We start from the raw sequence: 21,755 nt of genomic DNA on the forward strand, positions 1-21,755 counted from the left end.
TCAAGGTGAATGATCATGAAATATAATTTTTTAGGCAATTCTGGTTTAAAAGTATCTGAGTTGGGATTCGGTGCTGGAACCTTTGGAGGAAAAGGTCCTCTATTTTCTGCATGGGGACAAGCAGGGCAGAAAGAAGCCAATCAAATGATTACTACATGTATAGATGCAGGAATTAATTTCTTTGATACGGCCGATGTGTATTCAGACGGTGAATCTGAAAAAATGCTTGGAATTGCATTAGCGCCGTATCGGCACAGTGCAATTATTTCAACTAAAGTTGCGCTTCGTAGCAATGAACAAGTGAATCAGGTCGGATTGAGTCGTCATTATTTGATTCATGCTGTAGAGCAATCGTTAAAACGCTTAAATACAGAATATATCGATGTTTTACAGTTACATCAGTTTGATAGCTTTACTTCGCTAGATCAGCTTATGAAAACTTTAGATGAATTGGTCCGAAGCGGAAAAGTTCGTTATATCGGGGCATCTAATTTTTCAGGCTGGCAATTGATGAAAGTGCAGTCGATTGCAGATCGTTATGGTTATGAAAAAATGGTGGCACATCAGGTGTATTATTCATTGATAGGTCGGGATTATGAATGGGAGTTGATGCCTTTAAATCATGATCAGCATATTGGTGCTGTTGTGTGGAGTCCTTTGGGATGGGGACGTTTGACAGCTAAGTTTGATCGTCACAATCCTTTGCCTGAAAATAGTCGCTTACACGAAACAGCACAATTTGCACCACCTGTAAACGAAGAATATCTTTATCGGGTAATCGATGCCTTAAAACAGATTGCATTAGACACAGGATATTCAGTCCCACAAATTGCTTTAAAATGGTTGCTCACACGTCCTACAGTGTCTACTGTACTGATTGGTGCTCGAAATCAACAACAACTGCAAGATAATCTCATTGCAACAGATCTAGTGCTTACGGATTCACAATTACAGCGTTTAAATCAAGTCAGTGCGGTTTATCCAGCATATCCATATTACCCGTATTGGAATGGTCAATTTTCAGAGCGCTATCAGCGCATTGTTGAATCATCACTTATTCAAAACTAATTCGTTAAATTTGTTAACAAAAACATGATACTGATTACATAGCACTTATGTTATCAGTATCACTTTGTTATCCATATAGTTCTATATAAGCTTAGAAGAGTAATAAGAATGAATCCAACCATTGAAACTCAAATGTTAATTCGTAAACCTGTCTCTGCGGTTTTTAATGCATTTATTGATCCTGAAATTACTTCAAAATTCTGGTTCAGTCGTTCTACAGGACCCCTAAAAGAAGGTAAAATTTTGCAATGGAGTTGGGATAAGTATCAAGTCAGCTCAAAGGTTATGGTATTTAATATTATTGAAAATAAATTGATTCAAATTACTTGGGGTGAACCTAAAACATCGGTAGATTTTATATTTGAAGAAATCAGCCCCGAGCAGACCTATTTAAAAATTAGAAATTATGATATTTCGTTGCAAGGCTCTGAACTGATTCAATTTATTATCGATGCAACTGGGGGATTCACCACAGTGCTGGATGGTTTAAAAGCTTATTTGGAACATGGAATAGAACTCAAATTGGTTGAAGACAAATTTCCACCATTTTAATGGTGATTTAAAATCAGGGCTTTGCCTAATGTCATATGATGAACCTAGCTGAGTATTTTACTTTTTAGGCTGTTGTTCTTTAAGTGATAAATAGGTTGGAAGTTTTAATTTTGACTGAGCCCTGAGTTTCATTTTTATATATAAAACCAAAGCAAAACAGGTGGTTGCAACTGTTAAAAATAAGCCATTCATATAGGTCATGATTGAACTGATATAGCCAATCGTGGTTAAACGGTTCATCATTTTTACCACTTGAGGGCTACTTTCAACCCCTGTAATTGCCCAACTACACAGATGTTCACAATTATTGATAATCAAATGATAGCTGTTTTCGTTCATACGTGTACGCATACGTCGAACTACATGACGACCAGAAAACTTAGGTTGATCATAGTAACGGACACGGATCACCTTACCATGTGAAAATTTTTCAAGTGAAGTGATTTCGATTGGGCGTTTTTTTACAAAATGTGCCAGCCCAGAATAATGTATAACACGACCTTTTCCAGCATAGATTCCATGATGGCTATAGCCAAAATGTTTGACGATTAAATGCGCACCTAACGGGTATTTAGCTATTTGTTTTGTCTGCATATTCCACTCAGTTCAAATAAAGTGTACACATGTATTTAATTGAAAGGATAGTTTGATTATAACCATGCAAAATGAATTTGATAGCCCTTAAAGTGATAATTAAGTAAAAAAATGCATTAAAAGTGCTAATTAGCCTTCATTATTCAATAGATCACACGATAAAATATAACGCTTTGAATGGGGATGTTATGAATTTGAAAACTGGGGTATATGCGCTGATAAGCATGATGGGATTAAGTGCACTTTCATTTCACGTCAATGCCAATACTGACTATATCAAAATAATCAAAGACAAGAAGGTGATCGCAGATGCTGTTCGTATTGACGATTTGGATCAGTTACAACTATTTTTAAAAAACCAACAAGGGCAAACCTATAAAAAGTTCGCAGCTGTGCAAAAAGAGCGTAAAAATTGTCAGATCAGTTTTGCCATGAATGCAGGAATGTATCACCCTAATTTTGCACCAGTAGGCTTGTACATTGAACAAGGTAAACAACAAATAGAATTAAACCAACAAAAAAACAAATTTGGTAATTTTTTTATGCAACCCAATGGTGTGGTTGCTTGGAACAATAAACAAGCTGTGATTAAAACCACAGAGCAATATCTTAAATCTAATTTTAAAGCTCGCTATGCTACACAATCTGGTCCAATGTTATTGATCAATGGTGAGATCAATTCAATTTTCGTTAAAAACTCAGATTCGTTAAAAGTTCGCAATGGGGTGGGAATTAAAAATAATCAACTGTATTTCGTGATAAGTCGTGGAAAAATTAATTTTTATAATTTTGCTGATATTTTTAAGTCGCAGCTTAAAACAGATCAAGCTTTATATTTAGATGGCTCAATTTCAAGTGCATTTATTCCACAAGCGAAAAGGAATGATCAGACTTATGATTTAGGCCCAATGTTTATTTATAGTGAAGCAAAAAATTGTGACGATTAAAATGTGAAAATTAAAGTTTTAGTTTTTATTTACAGGCAAAAAAATGGATGCCTGCAAACAGAAGCATCCATTTTGTAGATCAAGGATAAATTACTTAACCATGCCAATGATTGAAGACTGTGCTTTACAGGCTTGAATAGCATCTTCTTTAGATAACTTTTTAATTTCTTCTTCAAAGGCTTTTTTCTGTTCTTTTAGTGAATCTTCAGGAATGCCACTTTGTTTTGCCAAGTCTTCCATATGCTTCCAAGATTCTTCACATTCCTTTGGCATACCACCACATGCGGTTAAGATAGTGCCTAAAGCGAGAATTGGAATTAAACGTAATAATTTCATATTCTGATCCTTTAATTTAAGTTGGTTTTTTACTGAGGTTTATTCATATTGATCATTAAAATTTATAGCGTATACAAATGACGAAAAAATGAATTTGTCTTTGAATAAAAAGAAAAAGACTTCATTCTCAAGTATATACACTAGAATGAAGTCTACGCTAAAAATAATTTTAACAAGATCATGCATTGAGCATTAGAAACGGTAACCTATTTTTAAACCATAACCTATGGCATTGTTGTCACGATAATCACCTTGTTGGGCAATTTCTGAAGCACCGGGTACCGGAATGTAATAGGTACCATCTTGTGCCGTGGCATCCCCAATCCAAATATATTTGATACCTCCTGCGATAAAGTAATTGTCAGCAGGGTTGTATTGAACACCTAGCCCTAGGCCCCAACCGCCTTTGGTAGGATTCAATACAGAAGCAGGATTTCCAGTACCTGAATCCCATGAAACATCAGCCGACGCAGCCCATTTTTGTGTAAATTGATGTCCTAAACCAACAGTGATGCTGTATTGGTCTTTTTGATAGTCATCAAGATTAAATCCGCCAGCATATAGGCCTTGGCTTAACTCAGCTGTTGCCAGTTCGGTGAGTGCACCAAACTGTGTTGGACGGATTCTAAAATCTTTCCAATTTACCCAACGCGCATTTAAATATGCCAGCGTATCTTTATAAACCCCTGTTTGAAAGTCTAAATTTACCGATTGTGGCGTGTTGATTTCTGTGTCTTTATCAGTGGTGAATGCTAAAGGTTGTCCAAAAATAGTTTCTTGAGCATCTATTTTGTGCTTGATTTTAGAACGATAAGTCACGGCTGCCTTTAAAGCAATTTCAGGAATCTGAAAAGCAGCACCAGCAAGCCATCCAACAGCACTATCTTGTTTAAAGTTGGCATCATAGCCATTAAACACACTCATCGAATTACCACGTAAAGACACTTTGCCTTTGACTGTCTGGTATACGCCACCGCCGTAGAGGTTAAAATGAGTATCTGGCTGAAAACCAAATAGCATCGCAATATTTTGAGTATCAACATCCGCAAGGGTACCTTTCATACTGATTTCAGTATCAGAGAAGGTATTATTGCTACGTAAAGGATATTCGATTGCAGCACCATAGGGTTGATCATAGATGAGCCCAAAGGAAACTTTTGGCGCAATTTGCAGTTTTAATGCTGCATTATAGTATTGATATGATTGTGCCATATCACCTGTACTCAAATCATTGCTGCCTGCATTGACTAAATCAGGTCGATTTCGGACTTTGCCTGATACTTTCGGGTCAACTGCGGCAATACTGGCTTCGAAATAATTCTTGTCTTCAAGAAACGCCAGTATCGATTGTCCAGATTGATCCATCGCGGCTGCATGAGTATAAGCAGTGGGTAAAATGCTGAGGATACTGAGAATGAGTGATTGAGTTTTCATGCTTTTCTTTCCTTGAATGTTTTTTTTATTTCGCATATAAAATTCAGACAAAACTATTGTGAATAATAGAGGTTAAGCTATTAGTTTATTTAAGTTTTATCTGAAAGCTTTATGATTTTAGTGAATCATTTTTACTGGATTTAATAAAGGGGTGTAATGACCAATTTAAGGGGGGATTATCGGACAATTCATATGTGCATTGTCTTAAGAAGTTGCCTTAGATCATTGAAGAATATTGAAGGATCAATCGCTGATTTAAAAAGGATCATTTTCCAAAAAGAATTAATTTAAAATGACTGCTTTGATCGATGAGGAATTGATAGATCAGCAATGATACAAAATAACCTCAACAAGATAACTAAGTTGATCAATGATTTATTAAATATTGAATGAAGCGATCTGGGTGGATAGCTTATTGCTGCAAAATTTATTAGTATTTAATCTGAATTACCTTGTCGTACCAACAGGGTAAACTATTCGCTGCCAGTTTATTTGGAATGGAATTTACGTATCGCTATGAACTATAAAAGATCCTCTGTCATGGAAGAGAAAATGCAACAGAACCGCGAGATGATTTTATTGTCTGCACGAGAGCTGGTTGCACAAGGAGGATTTAAAGATGCACAAATTCAAGCGATTGCGGATCGGGCAGGCGTATCAAGTGGACTGGTCTATCGTTATTTTGAAAATAAAAATCAGGTACTGATTGAAGTTTTAAATGCGGCGATTCATATCGAAGTCAATATTCTCAATGATATTGCACATACCCAACTCAGCGCTGTAGAAAAACTAGATCGCGCCGTTACAACCTTTGTAAAAAGGGCAATGAACAGCCCTCGACTGTCTTATTCTTTATTGTTTGAACCTGTCGATCCTCAATTTGAGTTAGAACGTTTTCAAAGTAAACAATTGATTAAAGAAAGTATTATAAAAATTTTGACCGAAGGACGTCATTCAGGTGAGTTTATTTTTGAGGATTTAAACACCACGGCATTGTGCATCGTGGGTGCAATGACTTTTGTTGTGATTGAACCTTTAAGTATCGCCAAGACCAAGCGTTTTGATAAAAGCTATAAAGAGTATTTTGTAAAACAAATCGCTGATTTTTGTTTACAGGCAGTGAAAGTCAAACATCCTCAGGAATAATATTAATCATCATTGCAAGGCTTAAAGAAATGGCAAAGGACTTTAATAATCCAGTTGTAGTTGAAGGATATGATGCACATATTCGTAAATTAATTCCCGGCTATGAACTGATACATTTACAAGTCCATGCTGTATTAAAGAGCTATGTATCGACTCAAGCGAAGATTTTAGTCGTGGGATGTGGTACAGGTTATGAACTGCAATATTTGGCTGAGCAATTTCCTCATTGGAGTTTTACAGCAATCGATCCTGCAGCAAATATGATTGATAAAGCCAAACAACATATAGCAGATTTAGGGCTTTGTTCTCGAATTCAGTTTGTGCAAGGTGATACATCTGTTCTTAAACAAGTCGATGAGAATTTTGATGTGGCTTTGGCGATCTTGGTTTCACATTTTGTTCCAATTGATGCAAAAGCACAATTCTTAAAAGATATTGCAAATCACCTAAGCAGTACTGGTCTATGTTTAAGTTATGAGTTGATGGAAATTTCGAATACCAAACAATTACAAGCTTTAAAAAATCTGAGTTTAGCAACCGGATTAACAGAAAAACAGGCGCAACTTATGACAGATCGTATTGAACAAGATTTTGCTTTAATTTCTGTTGATGAAATGAGTGCTTTGTATTTGCAAGCAGGTTTTAAGCGTGTGGAAAGCTTTGCTCAAGTATTGAATTATCATGGTTTTATTGCATTTAAAACGGACTAAGAAAAACCTCTAAGTAATAACTAAAAATCATTTTTTTCTTTAAAATAAATCAATTAGTCATATTTCTATGAGCTTTATACGCTTATAAAAAAGTTCCTTATCCAAGTGGATGAAGGAACTTTTTTATTGCAGATCAAAACCAAAACATAAAGGATTATTTCTCTTTGCTTTCTTTTTCAGGTTCTTTCACCACATTGACATCATATAGATGAGCAAGGGCGGAAAGTAAACGAATTTTAGGATCTGCATTTGAAATTTTAATGCTTTGATCCGCTTCAAGTGTGATTAATTTCTCAGCAACAAAATAATCGACAATTTGTGTGATTTCACTCTCAATATCAGACTCATCCCATTTTAAGAAGAAGGCTTTTTGTATAAGTGGGTAATGTTCGATGACTTGGGTATATAAATCAGATTTTGAAATCTCAAATTGCCGCTGCTCTGTTTCAACACGCAATACTTTGGCAATCAGTGCTGGCAGTATAAACGTATGCAGAATGTTATTACTGAAATACTTAAGTAAGCCCACCTGTATATCACTGACTTTCACCCAACGTTCATTATCATGCTCAATCAATTCAACTTGTTTAAGCTTCATGGCATATTGAATGATTTCTGTGTTGGAAAGCTCGGTGATTTGCATACGATCATCATAACGATGCTGTTTGAGTAGATTGCGGAATTGCTCTAAGCGTACCAATACTTCACGTTCTGCCAAAGCATGTGTTGGTGCATTTAACAAGACTAGAGAAATCAAACTGATAGGATTAATCACTACGGCTTTATTGATATTTTCCAAAATATCAAATGCAACATCATTGACCGTGGCTTTAACAGACTCAGGCATCTCTTCATGCAAAGCAACACGTTGCGGAGCATTGTTCTTTTTTAAGATCTCTTCAAGGAAAACCGGTTCACCTAAATTGACGTGGACAACACCAAAGACTTTTTCAATTTTTTGAATAGATTTAAGTAGTCCAAATAGTGATTCAGCTTGTTTTTTCTGTCCACCCAGCTCTTTTATATATGAACTGCCTTCGATCAGTTTTTCATATCCAAAGTAAGTTGGAATAAAGGCAATCGGTTTACTATTTCCACGCAAATAACTTTGGATGGTCATTGCGAGCATCCCTTTCTTAGGCGGCAATAAAAGTCCAGTACGAGAACGACCACCTTCAATAAAATATTCCATTGGTGTATTTCGATTGAGCATACTGTAGATATATTCTTTAAAGACAGCGGTATAAAGCGCATTACCATTAAAGCTACGTCGAATAAAGTATGCACCTGCACCACGCATCAGTTGCCCAACCACAGGCATATTTAAATTAATACCTGCTGCAATATGCGGAACCATCAAGCCACGGTTATAAATCACATAAGACAATAACAAATAGTCAATGTGGCTGCGATGACAAGGGGTATAGACAATTTCATAATCTTTGGCAAGTTCACGAACCGTATCGAAATTATGTACTTCGATACCGTCATAGAGCTGGGTCCACAATTTCGTTAAAGCAATTTCAGCAAAGCGTAAGGTCGAATAAGAAAAATCAGAGACAATTTCATCGAGGTATTTATGCGCGAGTGCTTCGGCTTCATTAATGCTGATTTTTTTATGAATGCTTTCATTGAGAATGGCTTCTTTGACCGCATCACTCACCATGAGTTTGTTAATCACATTGCGACGATCTGAAATATCAGGACCAAGAATTGCTTCTTTATAGCCATTAAATTGTTTATTGAGCTCAGTCACCACATAATGCGCTGGTGAAAAATTGGGGGTGAGTTCAATGGCTGAGTCAATTAACTGGCGTAAAGAAATTGCTTGATGGAACTCAATATAATTATTACGGCCATAGAGGGTGATGTTGAGTGCTTGTTTAATGCCCGTTGGCTTTGCCCAAGCATCGGTCATCAATGCTTTATACCAGCTATCTTCATTCTCTGGTGCACGTCCCCATAAAATCGTTGTTGGTACTAAAAGCACATCTTGCTCAGGATGTTTCAATAAATATTCGACTAAGCGAATAATTTTATCTGGGTAGTATGCAGAAGCATTGCTTTTGGTTGGTTCTAAGGTGATAAAACGATCATCTTCCTGATAATCTGCCTCTAGATTAAGTGGCGCAAAAGCAGGGCTGAGTTTTCTTTTTTCTGTTTCATTGTCGATCAAGACTTTATTTGAAGTTGAGTCATCTTGAATGACATAGCAAATCGGAAAATTAGCTGTGTTTGGATCATTAACTGTATTTTCAAGAGTTTTTGTATCGCCTAAAACTTGTGGGGTGACGATTTTATCTAAGATTTTTTTTGTAAATTGACGATAAAATTTTTGATAAGCATTGCTTGCCATAATATTCTCTAAATATGAGTCATATCGTTATTATGCTTGAAATAATATACAAATATATAGTTTGATTTGACGACAAATCGGTCAAACACTTTGCCTAAAAACTAAACTTATGATTTTTATCAATAAACTATTTCGATATTGGTATAATTAAATTCAGTTACTCAATATCAAAGTTTCATAGAAAAGCATTATGATAGATTGATATAAATTCATTTAAATTCAAGGAAAGGTCATGTCTACAGATCCAAATTTTCCAGCAACTGAAAACTTAGGGATTGCTGTTTATTCTAATAATGCTGAGGCAATTGGGAATACACCACTTATTCGTATCAACCGTCTTATTACAAGTGGCGCAACGGTCTTAGCAAAAATTGAAAGTCGTAATCCTGCGTTTTCTGTTAAAGATCGAATTGGCGCTGCACTTATTGCAGATGCAGAAGCGAAGGGGCTTTTGAAAAAAGGCATGCATATTGTAGAACCAACCAGCGGGAATACTGGTATTGCATTGGCATTTGTAGCAGCGGCAAAAGGTTATGCCATCACTTTAACCATGCCAGCAAGTATGAGTATAGAGCGCCGTAAAGTATTAAAAGCGTTGGGTGCAAATTTAATTTTAACTGAACCCGCAAAAGGTATGAAAGGCGCAGTTGATGAGGCAGTACGTTTAGCAACTGAACAACCTGAAACATATTATTTACCACAACAATTTGAAAACCCAGCCAATCCTAAAATACACGAAACAACAACTGGCCCTGAAATTTGGGCTGCAACAGGTGGTAAAGTCGACATCCTTGTTGCTGGTGTCGGAACTGGTGGTACTATTTCAGGTATTTCAAGTTATTTTGAAAAGGTGAAGCAGCAAGCGATTTACTCCGTTGCTGTAGAACCCGCAGACTCCCCAATTATTGGACAGACTAAACGTGGTGAAACTTTAACGCCTGGGCCACATAAGATCCAAGGGATTGGCGCAAACTTTATTCCGAAAAACTTAGATTTAGATTTAGTTGATGAAGTTATTGCTATCGACAACCAAGAAGCGATTGATTTTGCCCGTCAAAGTGCCACTCAAGAAGGTATTTTTGTCGGTATCTCTAGTGGTGCGGCGTTAGCTGCTGCAGCAAAATTAGCTGCTCGTCCTGAAAATGCAGGAAAAACCATTGTGGTGATTCTTCCAGATGCAGGTGAACGTTATTTGTCTTCCGTTTTGTTTGAAGATATTTCAGCAGATTAAGTTTGAATTAAATCGTCTATATCTATGCTGTGTATTGTTGTCATGGGTAAAAAAATAAACCCGCTCAAGTATTTGCAAGAGTGGGTTTATTTTATTGATATTCAGTTTCTATTCTTAAACTTCTATAAAGAAGACTTTAACTGTTTTTCATGTTGTTTGACTTGTTTCGCGTATCGTTTACCTTGGCGTTTCATTTTACGATTTGTTTGGTAATTTGTGGGTCCAACATTGTAGTAGGCTAAGGCCTTTTTCCAGCTTCCTGCACTTTGATTGTATTTTGCCAAGATCATGGTGCCACAGCGTACATTGGTATATTCATCAAACAAATCACCAGGGCAAGCTTGTTGCCAATAACGCGGCATGATTTGGGTAAGTCCAACAGCACCAGATGGAGAGGTGACATAACTACGGTAGCTCGATTCTTGACGGATGGTCGCTGCGATCAGTAAAGGATCTACATCATATTGATCTGCGCTTTGTACAATCATTGGGGATACACGATTGGCAACATCGGGAGAGACAGAATAGGCTTTTTGGATTCCAGTCGAAAGTTTAGCAGCACGTTTTTGCACAGAGCCGCCACCCAAAGACGAACATGCTGTGATCGCAAGTGTTAAGCCTACTGCAGAAATTATTTTTAACTGATACTGAAAATTCAAAATAAAACCAATGTTATGTATCCAAGATTGCCCTGATGTTAAGTAGCTGATTTAAACCTGTCAATCTATGAAAATTGGTAGATTTATTCGTGATTTGTATCTTAAGCTGTTGGTTGCTTGCTATTTAGGCGTTATTGCTTGAAAAATTAATTTGTTTAAGGTGTTGAAAGATAATTTTTATTTTTGTAAGAAAAACTTAATAAAATGCTTTAAATTGTAAGCAGAATTTGATAAAAGAAAAAATTGTTGATGAATACAAAAAATGTTAATGATTATGGCTAAAAGATATAAAATTTATCCAATAAAGACAATTAAGGACTGGCAAGGTGAAGACTGGGATGTTTATGAAGAAGTAAAAACCTCAGTTGGCATTGTGGTTTATAGAGGATGGAAACATAGATATAGAACAGGAACTTTTGCCATTATTTTTAGCGCAGAGTTAGCTGAATTTTTAAGACAAAATGGACTATATTACGCCTCAGAACAACTTGGAATATCAGTATCTAAATTAAGTCGCCTTCGTCGAGAATTAAATATTCAGAAAAAGATTTCAAAGCCTGATCATACTTGGATTAAAGCACATCAAACAGAGATACTTAGGGTCTTTTGACATTTCATAAATGGCTTGCGTTGTAGGTTAAAATTGAGCAGACAAGGCAGGAAACGAAGAGAATAGCGAGACTATTTTCGAGTTTCATAACGAAGGCTGAGATAATTTTAACCACAACCCTTCGGGACTAGCGTGTTTTTTGCCGCTACGTCGTTACGAACTACTTATTTAGAATGACTAAATTTCATATCTCGCGTCTAGTATCGCCTAAAAAACACACGTAGTCGCAAACGTAGACGAATTGTCAACAGACCCGAATGAAAGTTATCAACTATTAAATGAAAAATATGGACTTAGCAAAAAACAAGTGCGTAGTTATACTTGTTATTTGCTTAAGTATGCTGGTGTACTTAGATCGAAACCGCTTCGTACAACCCAGCAACAAATTCAAAATGAACAATGGTATCAACAAAACAAGCAAGCAATGGTTGATATGACTGTGAAGCAAATCAGCCAAACTTATGGTGTTTCGAGTGCTAAAGCAGGGAAAGTTTATATGAGAATATGTAGAGAATTTCAATTGCCTATGTTGGCGGATCGAGTACAAAAAAGAGTTGAGCAACGTCGAAAATGGTTAATTGATAATCAAGAGCAAATATTAAGAACGGATATTAGGATTAAGCAAATCGCACAAAACTTAGATCAAACAGAGAAGCAAATTTTGCATGCTCGTACGCAACTTAAAATAATATTAGAAAATAAGGGGCGGTGAAATAATACCAATAGATAGACAAATCTGTATAGACAATGAACAATTTTTTTGCGTATAATTGATAAAATTTAGAAAAACTACACAATAACTTATGTTGAATAATATTTACTCTGCCTTGGAGCAGCTTGGAATTACGGCACAAAAGCGTGTTTTGCATATTCAATTTAGCAATCCTGATTTGACTGCTCAAGTGTTCCTACAACGTATTGATGGGATGCATGAATTAAACAAAGGCATTCATTTACAATTGATTTGCTTGTCGACGTCAATGAATATTCCATTAAAGCAATTTATCAGTAGCCAAGTGGCTGTCGATATTGTGAATGACAAATCAGAACTCAATCGAATTTCAGGGATTGTGACCCAAGCAGATGTGGGCGCGAGCGATGGTGCGCTGACGATTTACCGCCTGACAGTTGAAGACCCAACAGCACTTTGGAAGCATCGTAGAAATTCCAGAGTGTTTATGAATATGTCTGCGCTTCAAGCAGTTGAAGTTATATTTCAGGAATGGCGTGAGCGAAGCCCATTATTTGCTTCAAGTCTAACATTGGATAAAACTGGCTTGACCAAAGACTACGATGTTCGCCCATTTATTATGCAGAATAATGAACGGGATATAGACTTTGTTCAACGTCTACTTTTTTCTGAATGTATTAATACTTTAATTGATGAAGCCCAACTTAAAGTATCGAATTTCAGTGAACAAATTCAGCCTCAAAAACTTCGTTTGATTGACAACAATACTCAATACACCAGCTTAGAACGCAAAAGCATCCGCTTTCATCGTAGCAGTCCCACCGAAAGGCAAGACAGCATTATCTCATTTATTGGACAGCGTTCTATTCAGCCTACATCAGTACATATTCAACGTTGGCAAGCCGATGTATTAGATATAGATGAAGGTGCAGGCAATGTACAAAGTAAGCATCAACATAGTGAAAACTATGACAATGCTAGTCTAGGACTAGAGCAAGTTTGGCACTTTAGTCCAGCATGGATTCAAGATCTCAATGGAGAAGATGGTGTAACTCCATCAGGCAACAGTCAGGTTGAACGCTTTAACCAAAATATGAGTAACTACTATGACTCACAAGCCAAACAATTTACCGCAATATCTACAGTACGTGATGCACATGTGGGTTATATCTTTGAATTAAATGGGCATCCCGAAATTGATCAACATGATTTTTCAGATAAGCAATTTCTGATTACATCGAAACACTTTTATAATCAAAACAACCTACCTAAAGACCTAACCAATCAGGTTGAAAATTTGCTTAAACAAAGCAATTGGCAAATGACCAATATCACAACAAACAATAGTGATGAGCGTCAAGCCAATCAGTTGGTGCTACAACGTCGAAATATCACCACTGTTCCCGAATATCACCCACTAAAACATCGTCCGATTGCATCACCCCAACGTGCCAGAGTGGTTGGACCAAGTGGAGAAGAAATCCATGTAGATGAGTGGGGGCGGATCAAAGTACGTTTTCTGTTTACCCGTAATCAAGATCATAGTCACGATGGTGGTGCTGGTTCCAATGATAACGACACCGATTCAGCTTGGGTGGATGTACTTACGCCTTGGGCTGGTGAAGGTTATGGTGCACGATTCTTACCGAGGATTGGTGAGATTGTCGTGATTGATTTCTTTGATGGCAACATAGACAGGCCGTTTGTGGTGGGGCGTATTCATGAAGCGCATCGTCATCCAAGCAAGTTTGATGACAAAGGTAAACTGCCTGATACCAAAAAACTGGCAGGAATAAAAAGTCGAGAGTATCAAGGTACTGGTTATAACCAACTTAGATTTGACGATACCACAGGCCAACTCAGCAGTCAGTTACAGAGCAGTCATGGGGCGAGTCAACTCAACCTCGGTAATTTAAGTCATCCCAAAGAGACAGACACTAGCGAAGGACGAGGTGAAGGCTATGAACTGAGAACTGACCAGTGGGGTGCAGTAAGAGCAGGACAAGGTTTACTCGTCAGTACTTATGCTCAGAATTCAGCTTCGGGTAATCACCTTGATGTGACAGCAGGCAAAAATCAATTAGAAAGTAGCCTAAATAACTCTAAAGCATTAAGTGAAGTTGCCAAGAATCAGCAGACTGATCCTTTAGAAGTTTTAGATAATATCAAAGGTTTTATCGACATACTGACTCAACAAGATCCGAAAAAAGCAGATGAATTTAAGTCTGCGGTGATGATGTTGGCTTCACCAAACTCAATTGCATTTGCAAGTAATGAAGATATTCATCTTTCAGCAGATGGGCAAATTAGCCACACATCAGGCGACAGCATTAACCTAAGTACACAAAAGGCTTTGATTGGACATGCCAGCGCTAAAATTAGCCTTTTTGCGGCACAAGAAGGTGCAAAGTTATTTGCTGGAAAAGGTAAAGTTGAGATCCAAGCACAAGGTGATGGCTTGGATATGATCGCACGTAAAGGTATTCAAATCATTTCAACCGAAGACGCAGTTTATATCATCAGTCCGAAGGAAATTAAGTTGGTTAGTGATGGTTCTGAACTCAAGATTAATGGTTCAGGTGTGTTCTCAACTACAGGTGGCTTATTTGAGGTGAAATCTGGGCAACAGAAGTTTACTAGTGGTGTTAGGGTTGAAGCCAATACACCTAATTTACCAACAGAACCAAAAGTAAAAACAAAAAAGAATTTTTCGTGAGCTTATTTCAATGATTATTAGTCCACCTATTTTAAAAGCAAATATAAATCAATCGGATGAAGATTGGGTAAATTCTATAATGCCTGTGGGGTCGTCCGCTAATGAGTATCCAATTCTTGATACTTTGGCTTGGCATGGTGGCTATCATCAAATAGCTAATGGTAATGATAATGTTGCCAGAGCCATCGCAGATGGAAAAGTGATTTATGCCAGAAAGGATACTGATCTGGTTGATTATGAGGGGGCTAAATCAAATAAAGGCTGTGTTGTTATAGAACATGAAACTGAGATTGGCAATAATATTTCTATAAAATATTTTTCTATTTACATGCATTTACGACAAATTGAAGCAGCAGTCGATAAAGGCAAAAAGATTACAAGAAAAACCAAAATTGGTTTGGTAGGGCAACACCAAAATGAAAATAAAATGCATTTTGAAATTGTTTGTGATCAAGCCAACTTAACAAAAATAATTGGTCGAAATACGCCTGAATTAAATCTAAGTACAGATGGTCGCAAAGATGTAGTTTATGGTGATATACATTTTTATCTGCCATCTGGTACAAAATTTTATAGAGAAGCGAATACTTCAAATGAAGTTTTTACATCTGATAGTCAATTATTTATTAGTCTAAGTTTTAAGAAAGGTAAAGCATATACACAGACCTACAAGGAGTTAGGAAAAGGAATTTTTCAAAAGCAAAGTACGGAATCTTTGGTTGTGAAATATAATTTATCTGAAAAAGGCAAAATAGAACAAGAATCTTATGAATTTGACTTATATGAGTATAGTGTAGATTATTCTACATCAGTAATTTCTACGCATGCAGTTTATGAATTGTTTAGATTTGGACGAATTTTAGATACAACTCATGAAACTAGTAATGTTTCTACGATTGGGCATTGGCATAAAGTACCACTACCAGATAATAAAGTTGGCTACGTAAATCTGAACACTAATTCTATTAAAAAATATAGTGACGGCGATTTCCCACATTGGGTGGGATGGAGGTTATTTAATGACGACTCAACTCTAGATAGTCAATGTAACTCTCTTTTACTTAAAACTTGGCTAGATGGAAATAAGGATGGTAAAACGACTCAAGCTGAATTAAAAAATATGTTAGGAGATGCTAATGTTAAAAGGCGATTAAGTAGAGCTATTTGTCAGTTTCCAACAGAATGGAGCGAATCGTTGATTGAAACCCAATATAGTTGGGTAACTAAAAAAAATGATGAAAATCCAAATCCCATGTCAGTTGATGACTTCGCTAAATTTAAAAACTATGTCACAGCCCTAAGTTTTTGGGATAAAGTACCTGAACTACCTGCCAAAGATAAAGTTTGGCATTTTCACCCAAGAGAATTTATTAAGCATTTTAGAAAATGTGGTTGGCTCTCTGCTGATGAATTAAAAGCCGTTTACCCTGATAATATATTCCCTGTTACCGCTTTAAGCCAAGTTGGTAAAACACCTGAATCTGTAAGGGAAACTTATCGGAAAGATATAAATAATGTTATGAATAGTTATTTCGTAAATACAGGTACCAGAAGATCACATTTTTTTGGGCAGGGTTCTATTGAATCAGGTAATCTTGTTTCAATGATTGAAGGTGAAGCATCTTTTTCAAGAAATCCCAAACATGCAAGTTTTCAGAGTGAAGTTGATGGTTACTATAATCCACCAATTGGAACCTATCTTTCATATCTAAATGGAAAGCTAGGCAATATTGAAAATGGTGATGGTCCAAAGTTTCGGGGACGAGGAATGAAACAACTTACTGGGCGCGAGAATTATACAAAATATTGGGCTTATAGAGGATGGATTGACATTTCTATATATAAGATAACTTATAGGGGGATGAAAAAACCTTGGTGGAATCCTAAAAATCTAAATAATGCCCCTCCAATTCCGGATCCTCAGAGATTATCTGTTGATCATTTTAATTGTATTGATGCAGGGGGATGGTATTGGATAGCTGGTGCCGCATCGAATAGATTTAAACCAATAAATAATGTAATAGTAGAAATGAATGTAAGCTTAGAACAATCTAGAAAAGTTACTAAAGCTATTAATGGTGGTTATACTGATGATATAAAACGTAGTGATCAAACAACAAGAATTTCTAAAGTATTAATGGATGCATTACCATGATTAAATATATTTCAATATTTGGTATATGTCTTTTTACCTGTATTTCTTACGCTTCCACAAGCTTGAATGTAAAACTGGAAAATTCAAGCACATTGAATGTGCAGAAAGATAAGCACATTAAAAAAATAAACTTAGGTGAAATTAATGGATACAAAACTAATTGTAATAATAGTTATTTAGTAGTTTGGGGGATTCCTAAGAAATTCAAAAATAGTTCCCCTCAAAATAACGAAGTTGTTTTTTATAATTTGAATAATAAGAAGCTGAAAGTTGTTAAGACAAGCCATGCCATATTCGATGTTGATTTTTATAAAACTGAAGATAAAGCAATTTTAAGTTTAGCAACTACTAATACTGAAATTAATTTAAAGACGGGAGAGCAAAGTGATTTTCCAGAAATAAGCCCATCCATCTTTAACCAATTAGAAGATTGTAAAAATTTAACTCAATTTAAAAGATACAAAGAGTAGTAATTAATGTGTCGTGAATTTGATTCATTTGAAGAAATAACTTTTGAAAGATTAGACTTTTTACGCTAGTCGGAAAATGAGCATGCGATAGCAATCAGTATTTTACTACTGAGATCAATTTATCTACTTTTTGCTTGATGAAGCATAGAGATATTTCCTATCGTGAGGCGACATAGAAATCGTCGTTAGGCAGCAGTATAGGAAGTACCGCTCACCTAACAGAAGATTTGTCGCCTTTTCATTTTTGAAAAGTTCGACAGACTAACTCCACCAATATCTTAAAATATGAAAGAAGATAGGTGCTGAAAAGCAAATCGAATCAATCCGATCTAACATTCCACCATGACCATGAATCAACTGTCCCCAATCTTTGACACCACGGTCACGTTTGATGGCAGACATCACCAAACCACCGAAAAAGCCAAAGATACACACAACCAGTCCTATCAATGCAGCTTGTAGATAACTAAATGGAGTAAGCCATGCCATAGCAACACCTAAAGCTGTGGCTAAAACAATACCACCCACTAAGCCTTCAACTGTTTTTGATGGTGACAAGACAGGCGCAACCTTGTGCTTTCCAAAAAGCTTACCACAGACATATTGCAAAACATCGGATGCTTGAACGACCATAATCAGCCAGATTGCTAACCAAATCGGTTCACCTTTAAAACCATTTAGTTTTAAATTGAGTAATGCTGGAACATGGGAAATACAGAAAACACAAACCATGAGTCCCCATTGAATTTTAGAACTACGTTCAAGGAAGTGTTTGGTATCTTCTTGTTTTAAACTGGCAATCGGAATCAGTAAAAATACATAAAGTGGAATAAAAATTGAATATAAGCCGTACCAGTCGATATAGATCAAATAATATTGATAGGGAATAACAAAATAAAAGGCGATAAGTAAAGGAAAATAATCACCACGCCGTGTCGGCAATAGACTGGTAAATTCTCGTAGAGCAAACAGGGAAATAATCCCAAATAAGATAATAAATGCAGTTTGACCCAATAGGATTGCTGCGCCAATGACGATCAACATCACCCACCAAGCATTGATCCGTGCATTTAAATTATCAATCACTGATGAGGGTTTTTGCCCAGCTTTTTGCTTGAGAATAAAGCCCACGCTAGATGCAAAAACTAAAATTCCCGCAAAAATACCAAATAAAAGATAGGTTTTATTCAGATTATCTAAAATCATTGATTCTCAACCTCTTTTAATTGTAATAGTTGCTTTTGTGCATAATCTATAAATGTGGCTTTATCCATTTCTAAATGTTGTTCTAAAGGAAAGCCAAAGCATACGGTAGACAGTAAAGGCAAAGGAACAAAAGAACCTTTTGGCATGACACGTCTTAGATTTGAAATCCAAACAGGGACAATCTCAATCTCAGGAAATTGTTTATGTAAGTTATAGAGGCCACTTTTAAAAGGTAATAGCTCAAGATCATCATCGAGATTTCGAGTACCTTCAGGAAAGAAAATAATGGAATAACCCTGAGCAAGAGCGTCTTTCACAGGTTGTAAAGGGTCTGCATTATCTTCGCGATTACGTTGAATCGTGACACCATTAAAGGTGTCTTTAATTAAAAATTGTCTAAAACCATCTTTCAGCCAATAATCTGAAGCAGCAACAGGTTTAGTTTTACGACGCATCAGTTTGGGAAGTGAGGACCACAATAAGATAAAGTCGATATGACTATTGTGATTGGCATAGTAAATACGTTGTTTCATCTCAGGCTGACAACCAACCCACAAGCTACGAGCACCAGTTAAGAGTCGTGCGCCGCGGCGTGTCAAAAATGCGATAAAGCGAGCAATAGAGTGTGATGCTAAATTTCCATTAGATGAATCTAAGTGTTGAGTCTTTTGCTCTAAAGACGGTTTATTGTATGACTCTTTATCTTGTTCGGAACGTTGTTCAGGTAGTTGATTCATTCTCTAAGCCGATTGATATTGAAGCATTTTATTGTGGGGCAAGCTGTATAATAAGATGATTAAAGTATAAAATTCTACTTTTTAAGTGATTAAAATAAAAATATAACCAAACTTAGTTTTGAATAAAAAGTAAAAAGCTTGGTCTCCTTTTATAAATTTATCATTTCTATTTTTTGAATCATAGAAGAATTTTATAGCATTTCAAGATCTTCACTGCTGAGAAGCTGAAAATTTTCTTGATTTAAGATGATTCAAGCCATCATACGATAACAATTGAATATATCAGCTAAAACTGTATCAGTTGAGGTTAAAATCGCTTTAAATCATTCTAGAAATCAAAATCATTAAAACCAGATATTGTATCAATAATAAAGCAATTTGAAGTTTTAAAAGTTTAAAGCATCCTGCAAAACGCTGTGACCAATCACGACCTGCTTTGGATGCGGGCATCAATTTCATACTCATTAGGGTTTGATCAAATTGTAGGGTTAAGTTTTCAATAGATTCAGTTTGGGATTCTCGTGCAATCATTTTAATGAGTTGAGCGTCAAACTTAACTCTAAATGAGAGGTAGTGATGAAGCCCAGATAATAACAATGTAATGACAATGAACGTCCAAAACTCAAAGGATTGCCAGCCTTTGAACAGGATGGCAAAAATAGATAAGGCAAAAGCCAAATAACCTGAAAGTAATATAGCTGTGGTTGCAGACAACAGTTGTGCAACCACATAAAAATTCATTTTCATGGCGCTAAACCTTTCAGTTTTAGATGGTAAATTTCTAATTCTTCAAGTTGAGCTTGTTTTAATACCACCCAAGGGCGAGCTTTACGAATAATGTTTACCATTTCATCAATATTGGCATCTTGGTTTTGTTGAATCAGCCAAGCAGTGAGTACAGCGCTACTTCTTGAATAACCTAAGGCACAAAAAATCAGAATATTTTGGGTAGAGCTTGGTTCAAGCTTTGACATCAAATCATTTAAGCGTGCTACGGCTAACTCAAGCTGATTGGCTTGTAATGGAATCAGATCTAGACTGAGATATTGCTGATATGCAGTTGCTTGATTTAAGGGTAACTCAGCAACACAATCAAATATTGCATTGTATTGGTGGTGATCTTGTTGTGTTGGAATTCTTCCAATATAGATTTTTTTAAGTTCATGTTGAATGATGAAAGAATCTTCGGGATGTTTTTTGGTCCAAACACGACTATTAAGCCAAGCAAAGATTAAATAAGGCGCAAGCAGTATTTGTGCCGCAACCGTCATTTTGCCATTTTCTTGTTTTTGAAAAAAATGTGGACGTACAAAACTATAGCTATGTGCAACGATAAACAGGCTCACAGCAGGGTAAATTAACCACAGTCCCCATGATCTAAACTCATAAGCTAAGATAAAGAAAATTACTGAACCACATAGATAATAACTGCCAAGCTTTAAATGTTTTGCTGTTAACAGTTGCAGTCCATCTTTTCTAAATGGGGATTTTACTGAAATTGGAAATAGCCATAAGCATAAAGCCCCAACCAGTATTCCTGTGGGAAGATCAATAAAATGATGCTGCCATGTGGTGAGTACAGAGATGCCAATCAGCACACACCAAAAATCGACCAAATATTTCCATGTCCCTGATACATGGCGACGATAGAAATCCCAAAGGATAATCAACAGAACAATATGTAATGAGGGTGCTTGGTTAAAGGGTTTATCGAATCCCATGAGGACATCAAACCATAGACCGAAAAAACCATCTAAAGGTGGGCGTTCAAAACTAAACTTTAAAGGAAACAGTAAGAAGCAACTAATCGAAATAACTTGCGCTAAAAATAGCCTAAGCGCTTGTTGTTTAAGCTCAAACTTATTCCAACAAAGCAATAAGGAGAGACCATAAAACAGGTCAATTGACCAATATGGCACAATCGTCCAAGCCCAAAGTGGAATATGTTTTTCCCAAGCAAAGACAATACTTGGAACATCACTCAGACCTGATGCATATTGATTTGCAAAGCCATAAGTGAGGAAAAAGAAAGGCGCAAGAAAAACTAAGCAAAGTACGCCCCATTTCCATGTCCCAGTTTCTTTGATGAGTGTTTGCATAAAACATCCGTAGATTTTTATTCTATTTAAATTAAAAA

At 36.3% G+C, this 21,755-nt stretch carries 20 protein-coding genes; 11 read left to right on the forward strand and 9 right to left on the reverse strand.

Annotated features, from left to right (window positions below):
* Window positions 1–15 precede the first annotated feature (15 nt).
* Together AC07WY_RS00980 and AC07WY_RS00985 are read left to right on the forward strand one after the other, a co-directional pair.
* A complete protein-coding gene (locus tag AC07WY_RS00980) occupies window positions 16–1,068 on the forward strand; it encodes an aldo/keto reductase (RefSeq protein ID WP_494735507.1) in 1,053 nt (350 codons plus the stop codon).
* A 108-nt stretch (window positions 1,069–1,176) separates the two neighbouring features.
* Entirely contained in the window at window positions 1,177–1,620 is a 444-nt protein-coding gene (locus AC07WY_RS00985) for an SRPBCC domain-containing protein (protein WP_494735508.1), read from the forward strand.
* A gap of 57 nt (window positions 1,621–1,677) precedes the next feature.
* Here the strand turns inward: AC07WY_RS00985 and AC07WY_RS00990 are convergent, their stop codons facing one another.
* A complete protein-coding gene (locus tag AC07WY_RS00990) occupies window positions 1,678–2,214 on the reverse strand; it encodes a lecithin retinol acyltransferase family protein (protein ID WP_004821822.1) in 537 nt (178 codons plus the stop codon).
* A gap of 188 nt (window positions 2,215–2,402) precedes the next feature.
* Here AC07WY_RS00990 and AC07WY_RS00995 point away from each other — a divergent pair, with 188 nt between their 5' ends.
* Window positions 2,403–3,161 carry a phosphodiester glycosidase family protein gene (locus AC07WY_RS00995; RefSeq protein WP_494735509.1) on the forward strand — a complete coding sequence of 253 codons (759 nt, stop codon included), beginning with the start codon at window positions 2,403–2,405 and terminating at the stop codon, window positions 3,159–3,161.
* Window positions 3,162–3,251: 90 nt separating this feature from the next.
* On the opposite strand, the gene AC07WY_RS01000 is transcribed toward AC07WY_RS00995, so the two are convergent.
* Both AC07WY_RS01000 and AC07WY_RS01005 read right to left on the reverse strand, forming a co-directional pair.
* The gene (locus AC07WY_RS01000; RefSeq protein WP_004719975.1) at window positions 3,252–3,497 is read right to left on the reverse strand and encodes a hypothetical protein; all 246 of its coding nucleotides are present in this window, start codon (window positions 3,495–3,497) and stop codon (window positions 3,252–3,254) included.
* A gap of 192 nt (window positions 3,498–3,689) precedes the next feature.
* On the reverse strand, window positions 3,690–4,931 hold the full coding sequence (locus AC07WY_RS01005) for an OmpP1/FadL family transporter (protein WP_494735510.1): 1,242 nt from the start codon (window positions 4,929–4,931) through the stop codon (window positions 3,690–3,692).
* A 516-nt stretch (window positions 4,932–5,447) separates the two neighbouring features.
* Here AC07WY_RS01005 and AC07WY_RS01010 point away from each other — a divergent pair.
* Both AC07WY_RS01010 and AC07WY_RS01015 read left to right on the forward strand, forming a co-directional pair.
* Complete coding sequence (locus tag AC07WY_RS01010; RefSeq protein WP_034615342.1) at window positions 5,448–6,077, forward strand: TetR/AcrR family transcriptional regulator; 630 nt, start codon at window positions 5,448–5,450, stop codon at window positions 6,075–6,077.
* Window positions 6,078–6,106: 29 nt separating this feature from the next.
* Complete coding sequence (locus AC07WY_RS01015; protein ID WP_494735511.1) at window positions 6,107–6,787, forward strand: class I SAM-dependent methyltransferase; 681 nt, start codon at window positions 6,107–6,109, stop codon at window positions 6,785–6,787.
* A gap of 154 nt (window positions 6,788–6,941) precedes the next feature.
* Here the strand turns inward: AC07WY_RS01015 and plsB are convergent, their stop codons facing one another.
* Window positions 6,942–9,143 (reverse strand): glycerol-3-phosphate 1-O-acyltransferase PlsB, encoded by a 2,202-nt coding sequence (gene plsB, locus AC07WY_RS01020; RefSeq protein WP_494735512.1) that lies wholly within the window; start codon window positions 9,141–9,143, stop codon window positions 6,942–6,944.
* A 232-nt stretch (window positions 9,144–9,375) separates the two neighbouring features.
* On the opposite strand from plsB, the gene cysK reads away from it, so the two are divergent.
* Window positions 9,376–10,374: a cysteine synthase A gene (gene cysK / locus AC07WY_RS01025; RefSeq protein ID WP_494735513.1), complete on the forward strand. Its 999-nt coding sequence runs from the start codon at window positions 9,376–9,378 to the stop codon at window positions 10,372–10,374.
* Between the two features lie 122 nt (window positions 10,375–10,496).
* On the opposite strand, the gene AC07WY_RS01030 is transcribed toward cysK, so the two are convergent.
* Window positions 10,497–11,033, reverse strand: coding sequence for a lytic transglycosylase domain-containing protein (locus AC07WY_RS01030; protein WP_004821807.1), 537 nt, complete (start codon window positions 11,031–11,033; stop codon window positions 10,497–10,499).
* Window positions 11,034–11,295: 262 nt separating this feature from the next.
* Between AC07WY_RS01030 and AC07WY_RS01035 the strand changes: the two genes are divergently transcribed.
* The 5 genes from AC07WY_RS01035 to AC07WY_RS01055 all read left to right on the forward strand — a co-directional run bounded on the left by AC07WY_RS01035 (window position 11,296) and on the right by AC07WY_RS01055 (window position 17,675).
* Window positions 11,296–11,643 carry a hypothetical protein gene (locus tag AC07WY_RS01035; RefSeq protein WP_494735514.1) on the forward strand — a complete coding sequence of 116 codons (348 nt, stop codon included), beginning with the start codon at window positions 11,296–11,298 and terminating at the stop codon, window positions 11,641–11,643.
* Window positions 11,644–11,884: 241 nt separating this feature from the next.
* Window positions 11,885–12,355 carry a hypothetical protein gene (locus AC07WY_RS01040; RefSeq protein ID WP_423854736.1) on the forward strand — a complete coding sequence of 157 codons (471 nt, stop codon included), beginning with the start codon at window positions 11,885–11,887 and terminating at the stop codon, window positions 12,353–12,355.
* A 91-nt stretch (window positions 12,356–12,446) separates the two neighbouring features.
* Entirely contained in the window at window positions 12,447–15,050 is a 2,604-nt protein-coding gene (locus AC07WY_RS01045) for a type VI secretion system Vgr family protein (RefSeq protein WP_494735515.1), read from the forward strand.
* 10 nt (window positions 15,051–15,060) lie between these two features.
* A complete protein-coding gene (locus tag AC07WY_RS01050) occupies window positions 15,061–17,205 on the forward strand; it encodes a M23 family metallopeptidase (RefSeq protein WP_262086150.1) in 2,145 nt (714 codons plus the stop codon).
* Complete coding sequence (locus tag AC07WY_RS01055; protein ID WP_494735516.1) at window positions 17,202–17,675, forward strand: hypothetical protein; 474 nt, start codon at window positions 17,202–17,204, stop codon at window positions 17,673–17,675. The genes AC07WY_RS01050 and AC07WY_RS01055 overlap by 4 nt, the downstream gene beginning before the upstream one ends.
* A 261-nt stretch (window positions 17,676–17,936) precedes the next feature.
* On the opposite strand, the gene AC07WY_RS01060 is transcribed toward AC07WY_RS01055, so the two are convergent.
* From AC07WY_RS01060 to AC07WY_RS01075, 4 genes are all read right to left on the reverse strand, one after another.
* The gene (locus AC07WY_RS01060) at window positions 17,937–18,881 is read right to left on the reverse strand and encodes a phosphatidate cytidylyltransferase (RefSeq protein WP_004719987.1); all 945 of its coding nucleotides are present in this window, start codon (window positions 18,879–18,881) and stop codon (window positions 17,937–17,939) included.
* Window positions 18,878–19,618 (reverse strand): lysophospholipid acyltransferase family protein, encoded by a 741-nt coding sequence (locus AC07WY_RS01065; protein WP_004821804.1) that lies wholly within the window; start codon window positions 19,616–19,618, stop codon window positions 18,878–18,880. The genes AC07WY_RS01060 and AC07WY_RS01065 overlap by 4 nt, the downstream gene beginning before the upstream one ends.
* A 318-nt stretch (window positions 19,619–19,936) precedes the next feature.
* A complete protein-coding gene (locus AC07WY_RS01070) occupies window positions 19,937–20,365 on the reverse strand; it encodes a hypothetical protein (protein WP_419335589.1) in 429 nt (142 codons plus the stop codon).
* Window positions 20,362–21,717: a phosphatase PAP2/dual specificity phosphatase family protein gene (locus tag AC07WY_RS01075; RefSeq protein ID WP_494735517.1), complete on the reverse strand. Its 1,356-nt coding sequence runs from the start codon at window positions 21,715–21,717 to the stop codon at window positions 20,362–20,364. Before AC07WY_RS01075 ends, AC07WY_RS01070 begins: the two co-directional genes overlap by 4 nt.
* Window positions 21,718–21,755 lie beyond the last annotated feature (38 nt).

The sequence above is a fragment of the Acinetobacter sp. GW821-FHT01C12 genome, assembly GCF_059422625.1.